At 74.5% G+C, this 15,660-nt stretch carries 18 protein-coding genes; 8 read left to right on the forward strand and 10 right to left on the reverse strand.

Annotated features, from left to right (window positions below; all coding sequences use genetic code 11):
* Positions 1–38: 38 nt before the first annotated feature.
* Positions 39–1,031, reverse strand: coding sequence for an aldo/keto reductase (locus ET495_RS08610; RefSeq protein WP_129204263.1), 993 nt, complete (start codon positions 1,029–1,031; stop codon positions 39–41).
* A gap of 73 nt (positions 1,032–1,104) precedes the next feature.
* Between ET495_RS08610 and ET495_RS08615 the strand changes: the two genes are divergently transcribed.
* Complete coding sequence (locus ET495_RS08615; protein WP_129204265.1) at positions 1,105–2,031, forward strand: aldose 1-epimerase family protein; 927 nt, start codon at positions 1,105–1,107, stop codon at positions 2,029–2,031.
* Positions 2,032–2,109: 78 nt separating this feature from the next.
* A complete protein-coding gene (locus tag ET495_RS08620) occupies positions 2,110–2,712 on the forward strand; it encodes a GDSL-type esterase/lipase family protein (RefSeq protein WP_245993384.1) in 603 nt (200 codons plus the stop codon).
* A 205-nt stretch (positions 2,713–2,917) separates the two neighbouring features.
* Here ET495_RS08620 and ET495_RS08625 read toward each other — a convergent pair whose 3' ends face one another.
* Together ET495_RS08625 and ET495_RS08630 are read right to left on the reverse strand one after the other, a co-directional pair.
* Positions 2,918–3,523, reverse strand: a complete 606-nt coding sequence (locus ET495_RS08625; RefSeq protein ID WP_129204267.1) for a PadR family transcriptional regulator — start codon at positions 3,521–3,523, stop codon at positions 2,918–2,920.
* Positions 3,523–4,326, reverse strand: a complete 804-nt coding sequence (locus tag ET495_RS08630; RefSeq protein ID WP_129204269.1) for a DUF4097 family beta strand repeat-containing protein — start codon at positions 4,324–4,326, stop codon at positions 3,523–3,525. Before ET495_RS08630 ends, ET495_RS08625 begins: the two co-directional genes overlap by 1 nt.
* A 126-nt stretch (positions 4,327–4,452) precedes the next feature.
* On the opposite strand from ET495_RS08630, the gene ET495_RS19680 reads away from it, so the two are divergent.
* Positions 4,453–4,527 (forward strand): 50S ribosomal protein bL37, encoded by a 75-nt coding sequence (locus ET495_RS19680; RefSeq protein WP_375791718.1) that lies wholly within the window; start codon positions 4,453–4,455, stop codon positions 4,525–4,527.
* 118 nt (positions 4,528–4,645) lie between these two features.
* Here ET495_RS19680 and rsrA read toward each other — a convergent pair whose 3' ends face one another.
* The gene (rsrA, locus tag ET495_RS08635) at positions 4,646–4,915 is read right to left on the reverse strand and encodes a mycothiol system anti-sigma-R factor (RefSeq protein WP_129204271.1); all 270 of its coding nucleotides are present in this window, start codon (positions 4,913–4,915) and stop codon (positions 4,646–4,648) included.
* On the reverse strand, positions 4,912–5,805 hold the full coding sequence (locus ET495_RS08640; protein ID WP_281276188.1) for a sigma-70 family RNA polymerase sigma factor: 894 nt from the start codon (positions 5,803–5,805) through the stop codon (positions 4,912–4,914). Before ET495_RS08640 ends, rsrA begins: the two co-directional genes overlap by 4 nt.
* Positions 5,806–5,890: 85 nt before the next feature.
* Here ET495_RS08640 and ET495_RS08645 point away from each other — a divergent pair, with 85 nt between their 5' ends.
* From ET495_RS08645 to ET495_RS08665, 5 genes are all read left to right on the forward strand, one after another.
* On the forward strand, positions 5,891–6,367 hold the full coding sequence (locus ET495_RS08645; protein WP_129204273.1) for a DoxX family membrane protein: 477 nt from the start codon (positions 5,891–5,893) through the stop codon (positions 6,365–6,367).
* Positions 6,368–6,511: 144 nt separating this feature from the next.
* Complete coding sequence (gene aroA, locus ET495_RS08650; protein ID WP_129204276.1) at positions 6,512–7,825, forward strand: 3-phosphoshikimate 1-carboxyvinyltransferase; 1,314 nt, start codon at positions 6,512–6,514, stop codon at positions 7,823–7,825.
* Positions 7,825–8,856 carry a ribosome small subunit-dependent GTPase A gene (gene rsgA, locus ET495_RS08655; protein WP_129204278.1) on the forward strand — a complete coding sequence of 344 codons (1,032 nt, stop codon included), beginning with the start codon at positions 7,825–7,827 and terminating at the stop codon, positions 8,854–8,856. Before aroA ends, rsgA begins: the two co-directional genes overlap by 1 nt.
* Positions 8,857–8,858: 2 nt before the next feature.
* Complete coding sequence (gene hisN, locus ET495_RS08660) at positions 8,859–9,647, forward strand: histidinol-phosphatase (protein ID WP_425471224.1); 789 nt, start codon at positions 8,859–8,861, stop codon at positions 9,645–9,647.
* Between the two features lie 131 nt (positions 9,648–9,778).
* Complete coding sequence (locus ET495_RS08665) at positions 9,779–11,269, forward strand: aminotransferase-like domain-containing protein (RefSeq protein ID WP_129204282.1); 1,491 nt, start codon at positions 9,779–9,781, stop codon at positions 11,267–11,269.
* Between the two features lie 112 nt (positions 11,270–11,381).
* Here the strand turns inward: ET495_RS08665 and pta are convergent, their stop codons facing one another.
* From pta to ET495_RS08690, 5 genes are read right to left on the reverse strand one after another with little or no spacing between them, the layout of a single operon-like run.
* The gene (gene pta / locus ET495_RS08670; protein ID WP_129204284.1) at positions 11,382–12,590 is read right to left on the reverse strand and encodes a phosphate acetyltransferase; all 1,209 of its coding nucleotides are present in this window, start codon (positions 12,588–12,590) and stop codon (positions 11,382–11,384) included.
* Between the two features lie 10 nt (positions 12,591–12,600).
* Positions 12,601–13,257: a hypothetical protein gene (locus tag ET495_RS08675; protein ID WP_129204286.1), complete on the reverse strand. Its 657-nt coding sequence runs from the start codon at positions 13,255–13,257 to the stop codon at positions 12,601–12,603.
* A complete protein-coding gene (gene eutJ, locus ET495_RS08680; protein WP_245993385.1) occupies positions 13,254–14,189 on the reverse strand; it encodes an ethanolamine utilization protein EutJ in 936 nt (311 codons plus the stop codon). Before eutJ ends, ET495_RS08675 begins: the two co-directional genes overlap by 4 nt.
* Positions 14,186–14,974, reverse strand: a complete 789-nt coding sequence (locus ET495_RS08685; protein WP_162616416.1) for a hypothetical protein — start codon at positions 14,972–14,974, stop codon at positions 14,186–14,188. The genes eutJ and ET495_RS08685 overlap by 4 nt, the downstream gene beginning before the upstream one ends.
* Complete coding sequence (locus ET495_RS08690; RefSeq protein WP_129204289.1) at positions 14,971–15,654, reverse strand: cupin domain-containing protein; 684 nt, start codon at positions 15,652–15,654, stop codon at positions 14,971–14,973. The genes ET495_RS08685 and ET495_RS08690 overlap by 4 nt, the downstream gene beginning before the upstream one ends.
* Positions 15,655–15,660: the final 6 nt, after the last annotated feature.

Below are 15,660 nucleotides of genomic sequence, written 5' to 3' on the forward strand. Positions count from 1 at the left end.
GTGCCTGAGGCACTCTCTCGACGGCGTGCGCCGTCACGTCACCAGCGGTCGTGGACCTGGGCGCGGAAGTGGCGGTCGTACAGGTCCTTGACCTTCGACGCGAACAGCGGGCCGAGGGCCGGTACCGCGCCCGCGGCAGCGTTGGCGCGCGCCTGGTCCGGGTTGCGAGCACCGGGGATGACCGTCGAGACGCCCGGCTGCTGCCAGATCCAGGCGATGGCTGCCTGGGCCGGGGTGAGGTCCTCGGGCAGCGCGCCGACGAGCTCGGCGAACTCTGTCGCCGCCGTCACGCCCGTGTCGTAGTCCACGCCCGAGAACGTCTCGCCGACGTCGAAGGCCTCGCCCTTGCGGTTGTAGGTGCGATGGTCCTCGGCGGCGAACGTCGTCTCCTTGGTGTAGCGGCCCGAGAGCAGGCCCGACGCGAGCGGCACGCGGGCGATGATGCCGATCCCGGCCTCCGACGCCGCGGGCAGCACCTGCTCGAGCGGCTTGAGCCGGAACGCGTTGAGGATGATCTGGACGCTCGCGACACCCGGGTGCGTCATCGCCTCGAGCGCCTCGGCCGTGGTCTCCACGCTCACGCCGTAGGCGGCGATCGCGCCTTCGGAGACGAGGGTGTCGAGGCCGTCGTAGACCTCGGCGGTGGAGTAGACGGCCGTCGGCGGGCAGTGGAGCTGCACGAGGTCGATCGTGTCGACGCCGAGGTTGCTGCGGGAGCGGTCCGTCCACTCGCGGAAGTGGGAGAGCACGTAGTTCTCGGGCACCTGGTCCATGCGGCGGCCCATCTTCGTCGCCACGGTGATGCCGGCGTCGGGGTGGTCCTTGACCAGCCTGCCGACGGCCTGCTCGGACCGGCCGTCGCCGTAGACGTCGGCCGTGTCGAAGAACGTCACGCCCGCCTCGAGCGCGGCCTCGAGGACGGCGCGGGAGTCGTCGTCGGTGACCTCACCCCAGTCCGCCCCGAGCTGCCAGGTCCCCAGGCCCACGACCGAGACCATCCTGCCGGTACGACCTAGTACCCGTCGTTCCATCGTTCCTCCCCTGTTAGTTCAACGGATACACACTACGGCGTGCCAGGTGCGCCCGGGCGGATACCGTGGGCACGTGACCACCAGCGATCCCACCACAGTGCCCGCGCCGTCCGGCACCCAGCACGTCATTTCCCACGGGCAGCACCGCGCCGTCGTCGCCGAGGTCGGCGCGATGGTGCGCGAGTACACGGTGGGCGGGCGCGACGTGTTCGTCCCGTTCGCGCAGGACGAGGTGGCGCCCGTGTTCAACGGCGCCGTCCTGCTGCCGTGGCCCAACCGCCTGCGCGACGGTGCCTACGCCGTCGACGGCACGCGCTACGAGCTCGCGCAGAGCGAGCCCGAGCGCGGCAACGCCCTCCACGGCCTCGCCTGCTGGGTTCGCTGGTCGCTCGTCGAGGCCACGACGGACGCCGTGACCCTCGAGCTTGCGCTGCCCGCGCAGAAGGGCTGGCCGTTCCAGCTCGTCTCGCAGGCGCGGTATTCGCTGTCCGACGCCGGGCTCGACGTGACGCTGACCACGCGCAACGTCGGCGCGGGCACGGCTCCCTACGGCGTGGGGTTCCACCCGTGGCTGTCCCCCGGCGGCGCGAGCCTCGACGCGTGCACCGTCCGGCTCGACGCGACGACGCATGTCACGGTCGACGAGCGCCTGCTGCCGACCGGGACCGAGCCGGTCGCCGGAGCGTTCGACCTGCGCACCGAGCGCTCGCTCGCGGGCCTCGACCTCGACGACGCCTGGGTCGACGTGACGCGCGACGGCGACGGGCTCTCCTGGTGCCGCCTCGGCTGCCCCGACGGCCGCACTCCGGCGGTGTGGATGGACGCTTCGATGGAGACGTGGCAGGTGTGCTCGGCGAACCACATCCCGCACTTCCCTCGTGCGGGGCTCGCGGCGGAGCCGATGAGCTGCGTGGCGGACGCCTTCAACACCGGGGAGCGGCTCGTGCGCCTCGCACCGGGTGAGCGCCACGTCGTGCGCTGGGGCGCCACGCTGCTCTGACATCCCCACGTCCGCGCCCTCGGCACGGAAGAATGTCGGCGCAGCGGAGGACATCTCGGGAGTCGGAAGGGTGAGGCCGTGACCGCACGATCCGTGCGCATCTGCGTCGTCGGCGACGAGCTGAGCGTGGGCGTCGGGGACCCTCGCGCGCTCGGCTGGGTCGGCCGCGTGATGGCCCGGTCCCACTTCGACCGCCCCGCGATGCATTTCACGCTCGCGGTTCCGGGCGAGACGACGTCGGGACTCGGGGCCCGCTGGGAGGCCGAGACCGGTCCCCGGTTCGGGCCGGACGCCGAGTACGACAACCGGCTCGTGGTCGCGCTCGGGCGGCACGACCTGGACGCCGGGTTGTCGATCGCGCGCTCGCGCCTCAATCTCGCCAACGTTCTCGACATGGCCTCGGCGAACGGCGCGGCCACCTTCGTGGTCGGGCCGCCTCCCGGCAGGCCCGAGGACGGCGACCACATCGCCGAGCTGTCCGCCGCGTTCGCCGACGTCGCCTCGCGACGCCGCGTGCCGTACGTCGACACGTACACGCCTCTCGCCCAGCACGAGCAGTGGCTGGCTGACCTCGCGCAGAGCGGCACGCTCTACCCCGGCCAGGCCGGGTACGGCCTCATGGCCTGGCTGGTGCTGCACACGGGCTGGCACGCCTGGCTCGGCCTGCCGGCCGAGGACTGAGCCGCAGCGCAGCGCAGGGTGGGGGCCGAGGCACGAGGCACCCGCCCGCAGCGCAGCGCAGGCCCAGTCCGACCAGCAGACCCGAGGACTGAGCCGGAGCGCAGCGCAGGGTGGGGGCCGAGGCACGAGGCACCCGCCCGCAGCGCAGCGCAGGCCCAGTCCGACCAGCAGACCCGAGGGCTGAGCCGGAGCCCCTGCCTGTGGCTCAGCCGTGGATCGTCGCCCGGATCGCGGCGCGGGCGCCGTCGAGCACGGTGCGTGCCGTCTCGACCGTGAGCGTCCCGACGGCCTCCGCCAGGTCGGCCTGGCGCAGGTCGGCCAGGACGTCGGCGCGGAACCGCTGGACGAGCGCCTCGACCTCGCGTCGGGCGGCGTACGACGCCGCCCGGCGCGGGTCGGGCGGCACGTCGGGGGCGGGGCGTGCGCGGACTTCTTGCGCGGCGGCGGCGAGCTCGGCGCGCAGGCCCTGCATGGTGGCGCGGACGTCGTCGCGCAGTTCGTCGGCGCGGGCGCGGACCGTCGCGGCGACGGAGTGCTCGAGCCGGCGCAGGTCGTCGCGCCGGGCGTCGAGCTCGGCGCGACCGGCCTCGGTGAGCACGTAGGGAGCGGTGCGCCCGGCGTCGTCGCGCCGTACGAGGCCTTCTTCTTCGAGCCGTGCGAGCCGCGGGTAGATGGTGCCGGCGCTGGGCCGGTAGGTGCCGCCGAACCGGTGGGTGAGCTCGGTGATGAGCTCGTACCCGTGGCGCGGGCCGTCTTGCAGAAGGGCCAGGAGGTAGAGCCGGAGCTCGCCGTGGGCGAAGACGGGGGGCATCAGCGTGCTCCGGCGGGTGCGCCGAGCACGGTCACGTCGCCGGTGACGACGTTGGCCTCCAGGGTGGTGGCGGCGGGCGCGGCGGCGCCGAGGGTCTTGGTGCCGAAGCCGCTGGCCTCGACGCCGCCGACCACGAGCCGGCCGCCGACGCCGGTGAGCTTGGCGCGGACGGTGCCGGGGTCGGGCACGCGGATCACGAACGAGCCGGAGACGGCGTTGCAGCGCACGGTTCGTGGCTGCTCGTGGAGGTCGAGCGTCACGGTTCCGGAGACGGTGCTGATGTCCACGGCCGGCACGACGCCGGTCACGGTGAGGTCGGCGGAGACGCTGTTCGCGTGGATGTCGCCGCGCAGGTCGCGCACGGTGACCTCGCCGGAGACCGTGTTGACGTCGAGCGGGCCGTGCACGTCGGTGACGAGCGCGGAGCCTGACACGGTGTGGACGCGCGCCTTGGCGCTGGTCCCGGCGAGCAGCGCTTCGCCGCGGACCATGCCGAGGCTCACGGGTGTGCCGCGCGGAACGGCCACCTGCAGGTCGGCGCGGGCGCGTCCGGTGAAGTCGCTGAAGTTCTCGAAGAACGCCTTCCACCCGCTGAGGGTCTCGTGCCCGACGACGAGGCGTCCGTCGTCGTCGAGGCTGACCTCGAGGGGGCGTCCGTCGACGGAGTGGACCTCGATGCGGGTGACGGGCTCGTCGTGGGCGACGACGTCGACGCGACCGTCGACGCAGCGCACGGACAGGGCGCTGACGCCGTCGAGCTCGATCGTCTGCGGGCCGGTGACGGTCCAGCGTTCCGTGGCCATGGTGTGCCTTCCTGAGAGGTGGAACGCGATATATCGCGATCAGGACACGATATATCGCGTTTCGCCACCTGCCAACACCGTGTGGGAACATGGACCGACATCCGTCCACCACCAGTGGGAGCAATCATGAGCAAGCGCGGTCGGAAGCGTCGCAGCCGCAAGGGCAACGGCGCGAACCACGGCAAGCGTCCCAACGCCTGATCCGCAGGCGCAGCGGAGGCGAGAGCCGAGTGCGCTCGCCCGCCGCGCAGCCAGGACGCACGAGAGGCCGCGACCCCACAGGGTCGCGGCCTCTCGTCATGTCCGCAGGACGGCGCGCTCAGTCCCCCGACGTCATCACCGTGAGCTGTGCGTGGATGCGTGCCCGCAGGGCCTCCGGGGCGCGTTCGGTGCACGTGCGGCGCACCAGATTCTTGATGATCTCCTCGGCACTCAGCTCGGCGAGGCACGGCGAGCAGTGCGCGAGGTGCGCGCGCATCCGCTGCTCGTCCTCCGGCGTCATCTCCGAGTCCAGGTACTCGCTGATGTGGATCAGGACGTGCTCGCACTCGTTCCCGCCCTCGACCTCGTGCGCGATCGGCTCGCTCACTTCGCACCTCCGTGCGCCTCGGCCGGGACTGCGGCGGGGACCAGCCCGCGCTCCGCGGCGTAGTCGGCCAGCAGCTCACGCAGCTGCTTGCGCCCGCGGTGGAGGCGGGACATCACGGTCCCGATCGGCGTGCCCATGATCTCGGCGATCTCCTTGTACGGGAATCCTTCGACGTCGGCGTAGTAGACGACCATGCGACGGTCCTCGGGAAGCTGGGCGAGGGCCCGCTTGACGTCGGAGTCGGGCAGGCGATCCAGCGCCTCGGCCTCGGCCGATCGCAGTCCCTGCGACGTGTGCGACGCCGCGCGGGCGATCTGCCAGTCCTCGACCTCCTCGGCCTGGGACTGCTGCGGCTCGCGCTGCTTCTTGCGGTAGTTGTTGATGAACGTGTTCGTCAGGATGCGGTACAGCCACGCCTTGAGGTTCGTGCCCGGCTTGTACTGGTGGAACGCGGCGAACGCCTTCGCGAACGTCTCCTGCACCAGGTCCTCGGCGTCCGCGGGGTTGCGCGTCATGCGCAGGGCGGCCGAGTAGAGCTGGTCGAGGTGCACGAGGGCGTCGCGCTCGAAGCGCGCGGCCCGGTCCCCTGCGCCCTCGCCCTGCGGGGCACGGTCGGTCCCGGGCTCGATGTCGACGCGCTCGCCAGGGGGCAGGACGTCTGGGCCGGACGCACCTTCGCCGGGCGTGTCGGGGCCGGGAACCTCGGGGCTCAGTGCGTCGCTCATCGCGCCCGAGCCTAGCCCTTGGGTCAACGTCACGGGCGGCCAGGACGGTGCGGCGCCCTTGGCCACGCCGTCGACGCGCGCGGGGAAGGCGAACAGGTGCACCGTCTCGACCGAGGCGGGCTGGACCGAGGCGGGCTGGGAGGGGCACGAGGCTGTGTACGACATCGTCCTGTGGAACGCCGCGCGACGGTGCGCGCATTCCCGCCGCCGCCGACCTGCACACGGTCGGCGGCTCTGCAAAGGTGGACCCATGCTGCTGCGTCGCGTCGCCCGTCCCCTGCTGGCCGCTCCCTTCGTCTACGACGGCGTCCAGGCGGCCCTGCATCCGGACGAGCACGTCGAGGCCGCGCGCGGGCTCGCCGACCAGGCGACCGACAGGCTCGGCGTCGCGCGGCTCACCGACGCCCACCTCACGCTCGCCGTGCGTGCCCACGGCGGGCTCACCGCCGTCCTGGGCGTCGCGCTCGGAGCCGGGTTCCTGCCACGCCTGGCCTCGCTCAAGCTCGCCGCGCTCGCGCTGCCGCTCGCCGTCGTGCACCAGCCGTTCACCGCCAAGGGGCCGGAGCGCGCCGAGAAGACGGCGAAGTTCGTGCGCGCGCTCGGGGCCGTCGGCGGTGCGCTGCTCGCCGGGCTCGACACCGAGGGCAAGCCCGGGCTGTCGTGGCGCGTGAGCAACGCGCGACGACTCAAGGCGCAGAAGGCGCACAAGGCCCACCCCGCCGCGTAGGCCCCGCCGCGTAGGCCCCGCCGCGTAGGCCCCGCCGCGCAGACGCCGACGCGCAGACCCCGACGCGCAGACCCCGCCGCGCAGACGCCGACGCGTGGCGACCGAGCGCCGGGGAGCGCGGCACGCGGACAGTAGCCTGAGCGCATGACGCCGACCGCTCCCGGAGCGCCCGAGACCAGCACCTCCGAGCTCTGGGACGCACCAGTCTCCTCCGGCCCCCTCGCCGCGCGCGTCGAGATCCCCGGGTCCAAGTCGCTGACCAACCGGCTGCTCGTGCTCGCCGCGCTCGCCGACGGCCCCGGCACCTTGCGCGGCGCGCTGCGCAGCCGCGACGCCGACCTCATGATCGGCGCCCTGCGCACGCTCGGCGTCGGCATCGAGCAGGGCGACGCGCCCTCGACGCTGCACGTCACGCCCGGCCGCCTGAAGGGCGACGTCGACATCTTCACCGGCCTGGCCGGCACCGTGATGCGGTTCCTGCCGCCCGTCGCCGCGCTCGCCGACGGCCCCGTGCGGTTCGACGGCGACCCGCAGGCGCGCGTGCGGCCCATGCGACCCGTGCTGCGCGCGCTGCACGCGCTCGGCGTCGGCGTCACGGGCCCCGAGGGCGACCTGCCGACGACGCTGCCGTTCACGATCGCCGGACGCGGAGGGCTGCGCGGCGGCGCCGTCGACGTCGACGCCTCGGCCTCCAGCCAGTTCGTCTCCGGGCTGCTGCTCGCGGCCGCCCGGTTCGAGCAGGGGCTCGCGCTGCGCCACGTCGGCACGACGCTGCCGAGCCTGCCGCACATCGAGATGACCGTGGCGACGCTGCGCGACGCCGGTGTCACCGTCGACGACTCCCGCGACGGCATCTGGGTGGTCTCGCCCGGCCCGATCGCCGCCCGCGACGTGCGCGTCGAGCCCGACCTGTCGAACGCGGCGCCGTTCCTCGCGGCCGCGCTCGTCGCAGGCGGTCGCGTCTCGGTGCCCGGCTGGCCGACGTCGACGACGCAGCCGGGCGCCCTCGTGCCCGGCCTGCTCGAGCGCATGGGCGGCTCGGCGTCGCTGTCCGACGGCGTGCTGACCGTGACCGGCGACAGCACCGTCCACGGCATCGACGTCGACCTCAAGGCCGCCGGAGAGCTCACCCCGACCATCGCCGCGCTCGCCGCGCTCGCCGACTCCCCCAGTCGGCTGCGCGGCATCGCCCACCTGCGCGGTCACGAGACCGACCGGCTCGCGGCGCTCGCCACCGAGATCACGCGCCTCGGCGGGCAGGCCGAGGAGACGCGCGACGGCCTGGTCATCACGCCGCGCCCGCTGCACGGCGGCGTCTTCCGCACCTACGCCGACCACCGGATGGCGACGTCGGGCGCACTGATCGGGCTGCGGGTCGCGGGCGTGCAGGTCGAGGACGTCGAGACGACCGCCAAGACCCTGCCCGGCTTCGCCGGCCTCTGGCAGGCGATGCTCTGATGGCGCGCCGGGGCGGGCGCGACGAGCACGACGCCTTCGCGCGCCCGTCCAAGCGCGGCTCACGGCCCCGCACCAAGCAGCGCCCCGAGCACGCGGACGCCGTCGTCGGGTTCGTCACGGGCGTCGACCGCGGGCGCTACACCCTGCTGCTCGCCGAGGGACTGCCCGACGAGCGCGCCGTGCACGCCATGAAGGCGCGCGAGCTCGCGCGCACGCGCGTCGTCGTCGGCGACCGCGTCGACGTCGTCGGCGACACCTCGGGGGGCAAGGACGCTCTCGCCCGCATCGTGCGGATCGGTGAGCGCACGTCCGTGCTGCGACGCACCGCCGACGACACCGACCCGTACGAGCGGATCGTGGTCGCGAACGCCGACCAGCTCGTCATCGTCACCGCGCTCGCCCAGCCCGAGCCACGCACCGGCATGATCGACCGCGCCGTCGTCGCCGCCTACGACGCCGGGATGGACGTGCTGCTGTGCCTCACCAAGGCGGACCTCGCGCCCGCAGACGAGCTGCGGGGGCTGTACGAGCCGCTCGGGGTGAGCGTCGTCGTGACCGCGACCCTCGCGGACCCGGCGTCGGTCGACGCCGTGCGCGAGCGGCTGCGCGGGCGCGTCTCGGTGCTGCTGGGCCATTCGGGCGTCGGCAAGTCCACGCTGGTCAACGCCCTCGTACCGAGCGCACGGCGAGCCACCGGGCACGTCAACGACGTGACGGGCCGCGGGCGGCACACCTCGACGTCGGCGGTCGCGCTACGGCTGCCCGGCGCCCAGGGATGGGTCGTCGACACCCCGGGCGTGCGGTCGCTCGGGCTCGCGCACGTCGAGGTCGAGCACGTGCTCGCCGCGTTCGAGGACCTCGACGAGGCCGCCGAGCGGTGCCCGCGCGGCTGCACGCACCTCGACGGGGCACCCGACTGCGCGCTCGACGACTGGCTCGCAGCCTCCCCCGACACCGAGACCAGAGCGACACGCGAGGTCCGCCTGACGAGCTTTCGCCGCCTGCTGGCCTCGCGCACCGCTAGCGTGTGAGCGTGACCCCCGCTCGCACGTACGAAGACGACCTGCGGCTGGCCCACGTCATCGCCGACCAGGTCGACGCCCTGACCATGCAGCGCTTCCGCTCGCTCGACCTGCACGTCGAGACGAAGCCCGACAACACCCCCGTCTCCGACGCAGACCGCGCAGCCGAGGAGTTCATCCGCGCGCAGCTCAAACGGGCGCGCACGCGCGACGCCGTCGTCGGCGAGGAGTACGGGTCGGCCGGCAACGGCGCCCGGCGCTGGATCATCGACCCCATCGACGGCACCAAGAACTTCGTGCGCGGCGTACCCGTCTGGGCCACGCTCATCGCGCTCGCCGACGGCGAGGACGTCGTCATGGGGCTCGTCTCCGCGCCGGCGCTCGGGCGGCGCTGGTGGGCGGCCCAGGGGCAGGGCGCGTGGACGGGCCGCGCGCTGTCCTCGGCGACGCGCATGAACGTCTCGGGCGTGCGCACCCTGGAGGACGCGTCGCTCTCCTACGCCTCGCTCGGCGGGTGGGAGGAGCGCGGCAAGCTCGACGGGTTCCTCGACCTGACCCGGCGCTGCTACCGCACCCGCGGGTACGGAGACTTCTGGTCGTACATGCTGGTGGCCGAAGGCGCCGCCGACATCGCCGCCGAGCCCGAGCTCGAGGTCTACGACATGGCCGCGCTCGTCCCCATCGTCACCGAGGCCGGGGGGCGGTTCACGTCGCTCGACGGCGCTCCGGGGCCGTGGGGCGGGAATGCCGTCGCGACCAACGGGTACCTGCACGGCGAGGTGCTGGTCTACCTCGGCTGACGCCTCGGCGACCCGACGGCCAGAGCCACGGCCGGTCCCGGTGCGACAGACGCCGGACGTCACGCGCCACGGACCGAGCAGCCGCCGCCTCCTCGCCGCTGCGCCCCGTCAGGGGGACGTGACGATGGAACATGGTGCGACGACGAGCCACTGCCGCCTTGCGTCTCGCCCTCGACCCCGCCGTCCACCCGGCCACCGAACGCGTGGTCCGAGGCGTGGTGCGGGCACTGCACGACGGGCAGCTCCAGGACGGTGACCCGATGCCGTCGTCGCGCGTGCTGGCCGACTCGACGGGCATCGCGCGCTCGTCCGTGGTCGCGGCCTACGAGCGGCTGGCCGGGATGGGCGTGCTCGCGGCGGTCCAGGGCCGTGCCACGGTCGTGCGCAGCGGCGCACGCCTCCTGGTCCGCCCGGCGGCGCCGCCCACACCGGCACCCGTCGCCCGGCGCCCAGCGCCGCCCTGCGTCGACCTGTCGGTCCCGGGCGGCGCCACGCCCGAGACGCTCGACGCCCAGGACTGGAACCGAGCCTGGCGCCGCGCCGTCGCACCCCTCACGGGGGGCGGCTGGCTCGACGAGCGCGCCTCGCCTCGCACGACGGCGAGCACACGCGAACACCCCCGACGGCCCGGCTCGGGCCCCGCCTGCGCCGACCCGAGCGCGATGCACGGCACCGACGAGCTGCGCCACGCCCTGGTCGACTTCCTGCGCACCACGCGCGGGATCGTCGCCTCGCCCGAGGACCTCGTGCTGCGCCCGAGCCTCAGCGCTGCGGTGGCCGACGTCGTCGACGGCTTCGAGCTCTCCGGGCGCGAGGTCGTGATCGAGGACCCCAGCCTGCCGGGCCTGCAACGCAGGCTCGCGCTCGCCGGGTGCCGCGTGCGCTCCGTCCCCGTCGACGACGAGGGGCTGCGCGTCGACCTCCTCGGGCACGACGTCGCGGCCGTCCACGTCACCCCCGCACGGCAGTGGCCGACCGGGGCGCCGCTCAGCCCGCGACGCCGCGACGCCCTGCTCGCCTGGTCGCGCCGCACCGGCGGCGTCGTCATCGAGAACGATCACGATGCCGTCTTCACCTTCGGAGCGGCGCCGCCCGTGCCGCTCGCCGCCCAGGCCCAGGGCGGGGACGACCGTGCCCGCGTGGCCTTCCTCGGGTCGTCGGCCAAGCTGGTCGCCACCGACCTGCAGGTCGTCTGGCTCGTCGCACCGCAGCGGACGGCGCGGCGCGACGACGCGGTCGCTCCCGTGTGCGGCTACACGGCGCGCGCCCTCGCCGACTACCTCACCTCGGGTGCCCTGTACCGCCACCACAACCGGACCCTGCGCCTGGTCGAGGACCGCCGTGACGCGCTCGTCGCCGCGCTCGCCAGCCACGCCCCGGCGGTACGCGTGCGGGGCGACGCGTGCGGCACCGAGGCCGTGATCGACCTGCCCGCCGGCATCGATGAGTGGTGCGTGCGCCGATCGGTCCAGGACGCCGGGTTCCGCTGCTCGACGCTCGGGGACTTCGCCGTGCGCGAGCAGCGCGCCGCGCTCGTGGTGCACTACGGGCCGCTGCCGGCGGCGTCCGCACGCCGGTTCGCGGCGGCGCTCGCTGCGGCGCTCGGACCCGCGGCGCGGTAGCCCGGCCAGGCACGTCGGGCCTTCCGTTCCCCCGGCTCGACGCCTGCCACCGCGCGCAGGGCCCCGGCGGACGGCAGCGCCCGCGGCGCGTCCAGGGCGCTTCGCCCCTCGGTCAGGACGCGGGCGCGGCGACCTGCGCCTGGACCGCCGTGACCGCGATCGTGGAGACGATGTCCTCGACGCTCGCCCCCCGCGACAGGTCGTTGACGGGTTTGCGAAGCCCCTGCAGCACCGGTCCCACGGCGAGCGCGCCCGCGGACCGCTGGACGGCCTTGTAGGCGATGTTCCCGGCCGAGAGGTCGGGAAACACGAGCACCGTCGCGCGTCCCGCGACGGGCGAGCCGGGTGCCTTGCGCTCCCCGACACCTGGGTCGACGGCGGCGTCGTACTGCAGCGGGCCGTCGACGGGCAGCTCGGGAGCGGCCGCGCGCACCAGCGCCGTGGCCTCGCGCACGAGATCGACGTCAGGCCCGGAACCCGAGCCGTGCGTGGCGTACGACAGCAGGGCGACGCGTGGCTCGATGCCGAGCTGACGTGCGGTGCGCGCCGACGCCACGGCGATCGCGGCGACCTGCCGGGCCGTGGGGTTGACGTTGACCGCGCAGTCGGCGTAGACGAGCACGTCACGGGTGCCGGGCAGGCACATGAGGAACACCGAGGAGACGAGCTCGGCGTCGTCGGCCGTGCGGATGATCTCCAGCGCGGGACGCACCGTCTCGGCCGTGGTGTGGACGGCACCCGAGACCATGCCGTCGGCAAGGCCCTCGGCGACCATCATCGTGCCGAAGCACGACACGTCCCCCATCGCGGCGCGCGCCAGGTCCGCAGTGACGCCCTTGCTGCCGCGCAGCTCCAGATAGCGCCGCTCGAAGGCCGCGCGATGCGGGGAGGTCTGCGGGTCCCAGATCGCGACGTCGCCGGGGTCGAGCCCCGCGGCGCGCGCGGTGGCCGCGACGACGTCGTCGGGGCCGAGCAGCACCAGCCGCGCGATGCGTTGTTCCCGCACGCTTGCGGCGGCCGCGCACACCCGCGGCTCGGTGCCCTCCGGCAGCACGATCGTGCGGTCGGCCTCGCGAGCGCGCGCGTACAGCGCGTCGAGGAACCCGGCGCCGGGGACGGTCGTGGCGCCGCGCTCCGGCACCGCACCGTCGCTCACCACGAGCCGCACCCCGTGGTCGCGCGCGAGGTCGCGCGCATCGGGAGTGAGGATCGCGCCCGCGGGCAGGCGCAGCTCACGCACACCGCGCCCGACGGCGTCCCGCACGCGCGAGCGGGTCACCACGGGCCGGCGCGCGGGGCCGGTCAGGTCGCGGCTCGTCATCCCGACCGCCTCAGCCGACGCCGTCGACGGAGGCGAGCGCCGTGAGCGCTGCGTCCCGTGCGGCCAGCACGTCGGCCTCCGTGCCCGACATCCACAGGCGACCGAACGCTCCCACCGACGAGAAGTGATTGAGGCGCACGGGCGCGGCCTTCTCGGCCTCGTTGGCGGCGAGGGTGACGTACGCGGCGGGCTCGACCTCCAGCACCAGCATGGTCTCCCCCGCGACGATCATGGTGCCGCGGTTGAACCGGTTGAGGAGCTGGCACTGGAACGGGTTGACGTTGGTGACGACCTGGACGGACGCGACGTTGGGCCGCATGCGGTCCGCGCGCACGAGGCCCAGCTCCTCGAGCACCACCTCGCCGGCGCGCAGCACGTCGGCCTGCGAGCCCGAGTGCACCTCGAACATGCCGTAGTGCCGTTCGACGATCTGGCTGCCGGGGCGCACGTCGGTCGACTTGACCACGCGGTCGACGATGGGGAACACCCAGTTGCCGGGGGCCATCTCGACATACAGCGCGGCCCAGCCCTCGACCACGGGGTCGCCCTGCGTGATGGTCCCGATGAACGCCGCGAACTGCGGCTGCATGCGGTCGATGTGGCAGTACGCACGCAGCTGGAAGTCCTCGTGCGGCACGCGGGCCGCCGGGGTCGCGGGAGGGTTCATGGCAGGGCTCCGTCATCGGTCAGGGGCGGGGCGAAGCAGGCGACACCAAGCGGCGTCACCAGGGCGGGCTCGGGCGCGACGGTGCACGGGACGCCCGTGACGCGCGCGATCACACGGTCGATGCCGGCGAACGCGCAGGTGCCGCCGACGAGCACGACGGCGGGTACGTCGTGCCCCGCGACGGCACGGGCCACGATGCCGGCCTGCCGCTCGAACACGGGCACGGCCAGGGGCAGGTAGCGCTGCTGGAACGCCGGGTCGCGCTTGAGCAGCTCGGCCTCCTCGAAGGGCACGCCGAGGCCGCCGGCGAGCACCAGGCTCAGGTGGGTGCCGCCGCCGGGCTCGTCGTCCGTCGCGACCACCACGCCGTCGCGCACCACGGCCGTGCCGGTGGTGCCGCCCCCGATGTCGACGACGGCGCCGTCGCGCAGCCGCAGGACGGCGTTGGCCGCGGTCGGCTCGTCGACGACGGTCGCGCACTCGATGCCCGCGGACTCCAGCACGTACCGGTGGGCGCGCGCGTCGGAGGCGTCGACGCCGGGCGGCAGGGTCACCGCGCCGCACGTCAGCCTCCGCCCGGTGGCCACTTCGAGCTCGTGACGCAGGCCGGAGACGACGCGGCTCGCGCCGGCGAAGTCCCACACGACGCCGTCGCGCACGACGTCGGCAAACGTCGTCGCGACTGCCAGCGGGTCGCCGTCGGCGTCGGTCACGGTGATGACGGTGTACGCGGTGCCGAGGTCGACGCCGACACGGATCGGCACGTCGGCGCCGATGGGGCGAGGCGTGTCGAGCGCGGCTCGCGCGCGCGCCATGAGCGCGGCGACATGCCCGCGGCGCCCGGCCTCGTCGACGGGGACGCCGGGGTTCGCGTCGTCCGGCGCCGGGGCGACGCCCGGAACGGGCGCGACGGCGGTCCGGCCCGCGCTCATGCCAGGCCCCCGCGGGCGAGCAGGAGCTGCACGAGGTAGCACGCCGACGACAACCGGTTCAGCCCCTCGCAGACCGACGCGCCGTACGGGTGGTGCGGACTGGGGAACACGCCCGCGGCCACGATCTCGACCTCGCGCGCGTGGGTGCGGCACGCGTTGACGCGGTGCTGGACCGGCGCCGACCGTTCGGTGAGGGTCACGTGCGCGACGCCGAGCGTGCCGACCGGGTCGTGTGTCGCGGCACGGATCTGCTCGGCGTCCCGGCCGTCGAGCACCAGGCCTGCGGCGGGCCGCTCGTTGTACTCGGCGCTGAGCAGCTCGCGGCAGTAGGCGGCCAGGGTGGCCAGGTCGGCGCCCGCGCCGTCGTGCCCCGCGGCGACGGCGTCGCCGGCCACGGCCAGGAGGTGCGCGCCGAGCGAGTCGAGCCGGCCGCGCAGCACGATGCGCGGGTGCGTCTTGGGCACGTAGTGGTTCCGGTTGAGCTGGGTCAGGCGGCTGGGCTTGGTGTCGACGGTCGAGCCGCACTGCGTGCACAGCGGCGCCGCGTCGCCGTCGACCGGGAACGACGCGTCCCGGTCCCAGCCCGGCCGGGCGGCGGCGTGCCCGCCCGGGTCGTGCCCGCCGGACGGGTCTGCCGGGGACCCCGCGTCGTCGAGCACGAGCCGCCACTGCGCTACGAAGTCGGCCGCCGCGGGCGACAGCCGCGCCCCCGGCGGCACGAGCACCACGGCGCCCGGGGTCGGGCGCCGCAGGCGGTCACGCAGGTCGGCCTCGGTGAGGATCACCGCAGGTTCTCCTCCCAGTCGGCGGGGAAGGTGACGTACACGAACTTGGCCCAGCCCGGCGTGCCGAACGTGATGCGCGAACCCCGCGGCACGTACAGGACGTCACCGGGGCGCCCGACCCGTTCGCCGTCGGGCGTGCCGATGCGCAGCTCGCCCTCGAGCACGACCTGCACCTCGTCATACGTGAGGGTCCACGGGAACGAGCCTTTGGTCAGCGTCATGTAGCCGGCCGCCATCGGGGCCCCGTCAGCGGACGTCACGACATCGGCGGTGCGGACGTCCTGCCCAGGCTCGGGGCCCGGGTAGCCGAACGGCGCGAGCGGCGCCTCGCTCGCGCGAGCGAGGACGACGGGGCGCGCGGGCAGCGAGGGCGCGGACGGCACCGGAGCGGTGCCCGCACCGAGCAACGACGCGACGATCGCCCGTACACGGGCCTCGACGGCGTCGGCGGCCGGCCCCGCGGACGGGCAGGGCGCCTGCGGGAGCGCAGGCACGACCGGCGCGGCGGGCGCCTGCGACGGGCGGAGTCCCGTCGCAGGCGCAGCCTCCACCAGGGTGACGCCAAGGTCACCGGCCACCTCGCGTGCCAGAGGCGTGACCACGGCACCGGCCGGCAGCTCGAGCCGTCCGCCCTCGCCGGCCGCACGGACGTCAGCAGCGCTGATCGCGATGCGACCCATCACCAC

The organism is Xylanimonas allomyrinae, from assembly GCF_004135345.1.
In the GTDB taxonomy this organism is placed as follows: Bacteria; Actinomycetota; Actinomycetes; order Actinomycetales; family Cellulomonadaceae; genus Xylanimonas; species Xylanimonas allomyrinae.

Bases quoted from the DNA above. Each gene is read 5' to 3' on its own strand.
- eutJ (WP_245993385.1), bottom strand. From the start codon at position 14,189: ATGAGCGCGGGCCGGACCGCCGTCGCGCCCGTTCCGGGCGTCGCCCCG.
- ET495_RS08690 (WP_129204289.1), bottom strand. From the start codon at position 15,654: ATGGGTCGCATCGCGATCAGCGCTGCTGACGTCCGTGCGGCCGGCGAG.
- ET495_RS08675 (WP_129204286.1), bottom strand. From the start codon at position 13,257: ATGAACCCTCCCGCGACCCCGGCGGCCCGCGTGCCGCACGAGGACTTC.
- rsgA (WP_129204278.1), top strand. From the start codon at position 7,825: ATGGCGCGCCGGGGCGGGCGCGACGAGCACGACGCCTTCGCGCGCCCG.
- pta (WP_129204284.1), bottom strand. From the start codon at position 12,590: ATGACGAGCCGCGACCTGACCGGCCCCGCGCGCCGGCCCGTGGTGACC.
- ET495_RS08625 (WP_129204267.1), bottom strand. From the start codon at position 3,523: ATGCCCCCCGTCTTCGCCCACGGCGAGCTCCGGCTCTACCTCCTGGCC.
- ET495_RS08610 (WP_129204263.1), bottom strand. From the start codon at position 1,031: ATGGAACGACGGGTACTAGGTCGTACCGGCAGGATGGTCTCGGTCGTG.
- aroA (WP_129204276.1), top strand. From the start codon at position 6,512: ATGACGCCGACCGCTCCCGGAGCGCCCGAGACCAGCACCTCCGAGCTC.
- ET495_RS08645 (WP_129204273.1), top strand. From the start codon at position 5,891: ATGCTGCTGCGTCGCGTCGCCCGTCCCCTGCTGGCCGCTCCCTTCGTC.
- ET495_RS08640 (WP_281276188.1), bottom strand. From the start codon at position 5,805: ATGTCGTACACAGCCTCGTGCCCCTCCCAGCCCGCCTCGGTCCAGCCC.
- ET495_RS08630 (WP_129204269.1), bottom strand. From the start codon at position 4,326: ATGGCCACGGAACGCTGGACCGTCACCGGCCCGCAGACGATCGAGCTC.
- ET495_RS08665 (WP_129204282.1), top strand. From the start codon at position 9,779: ATGGTGCGACGACGAGCCACTGCCGCCTTGCGTCTCGCCCTCGACCCC.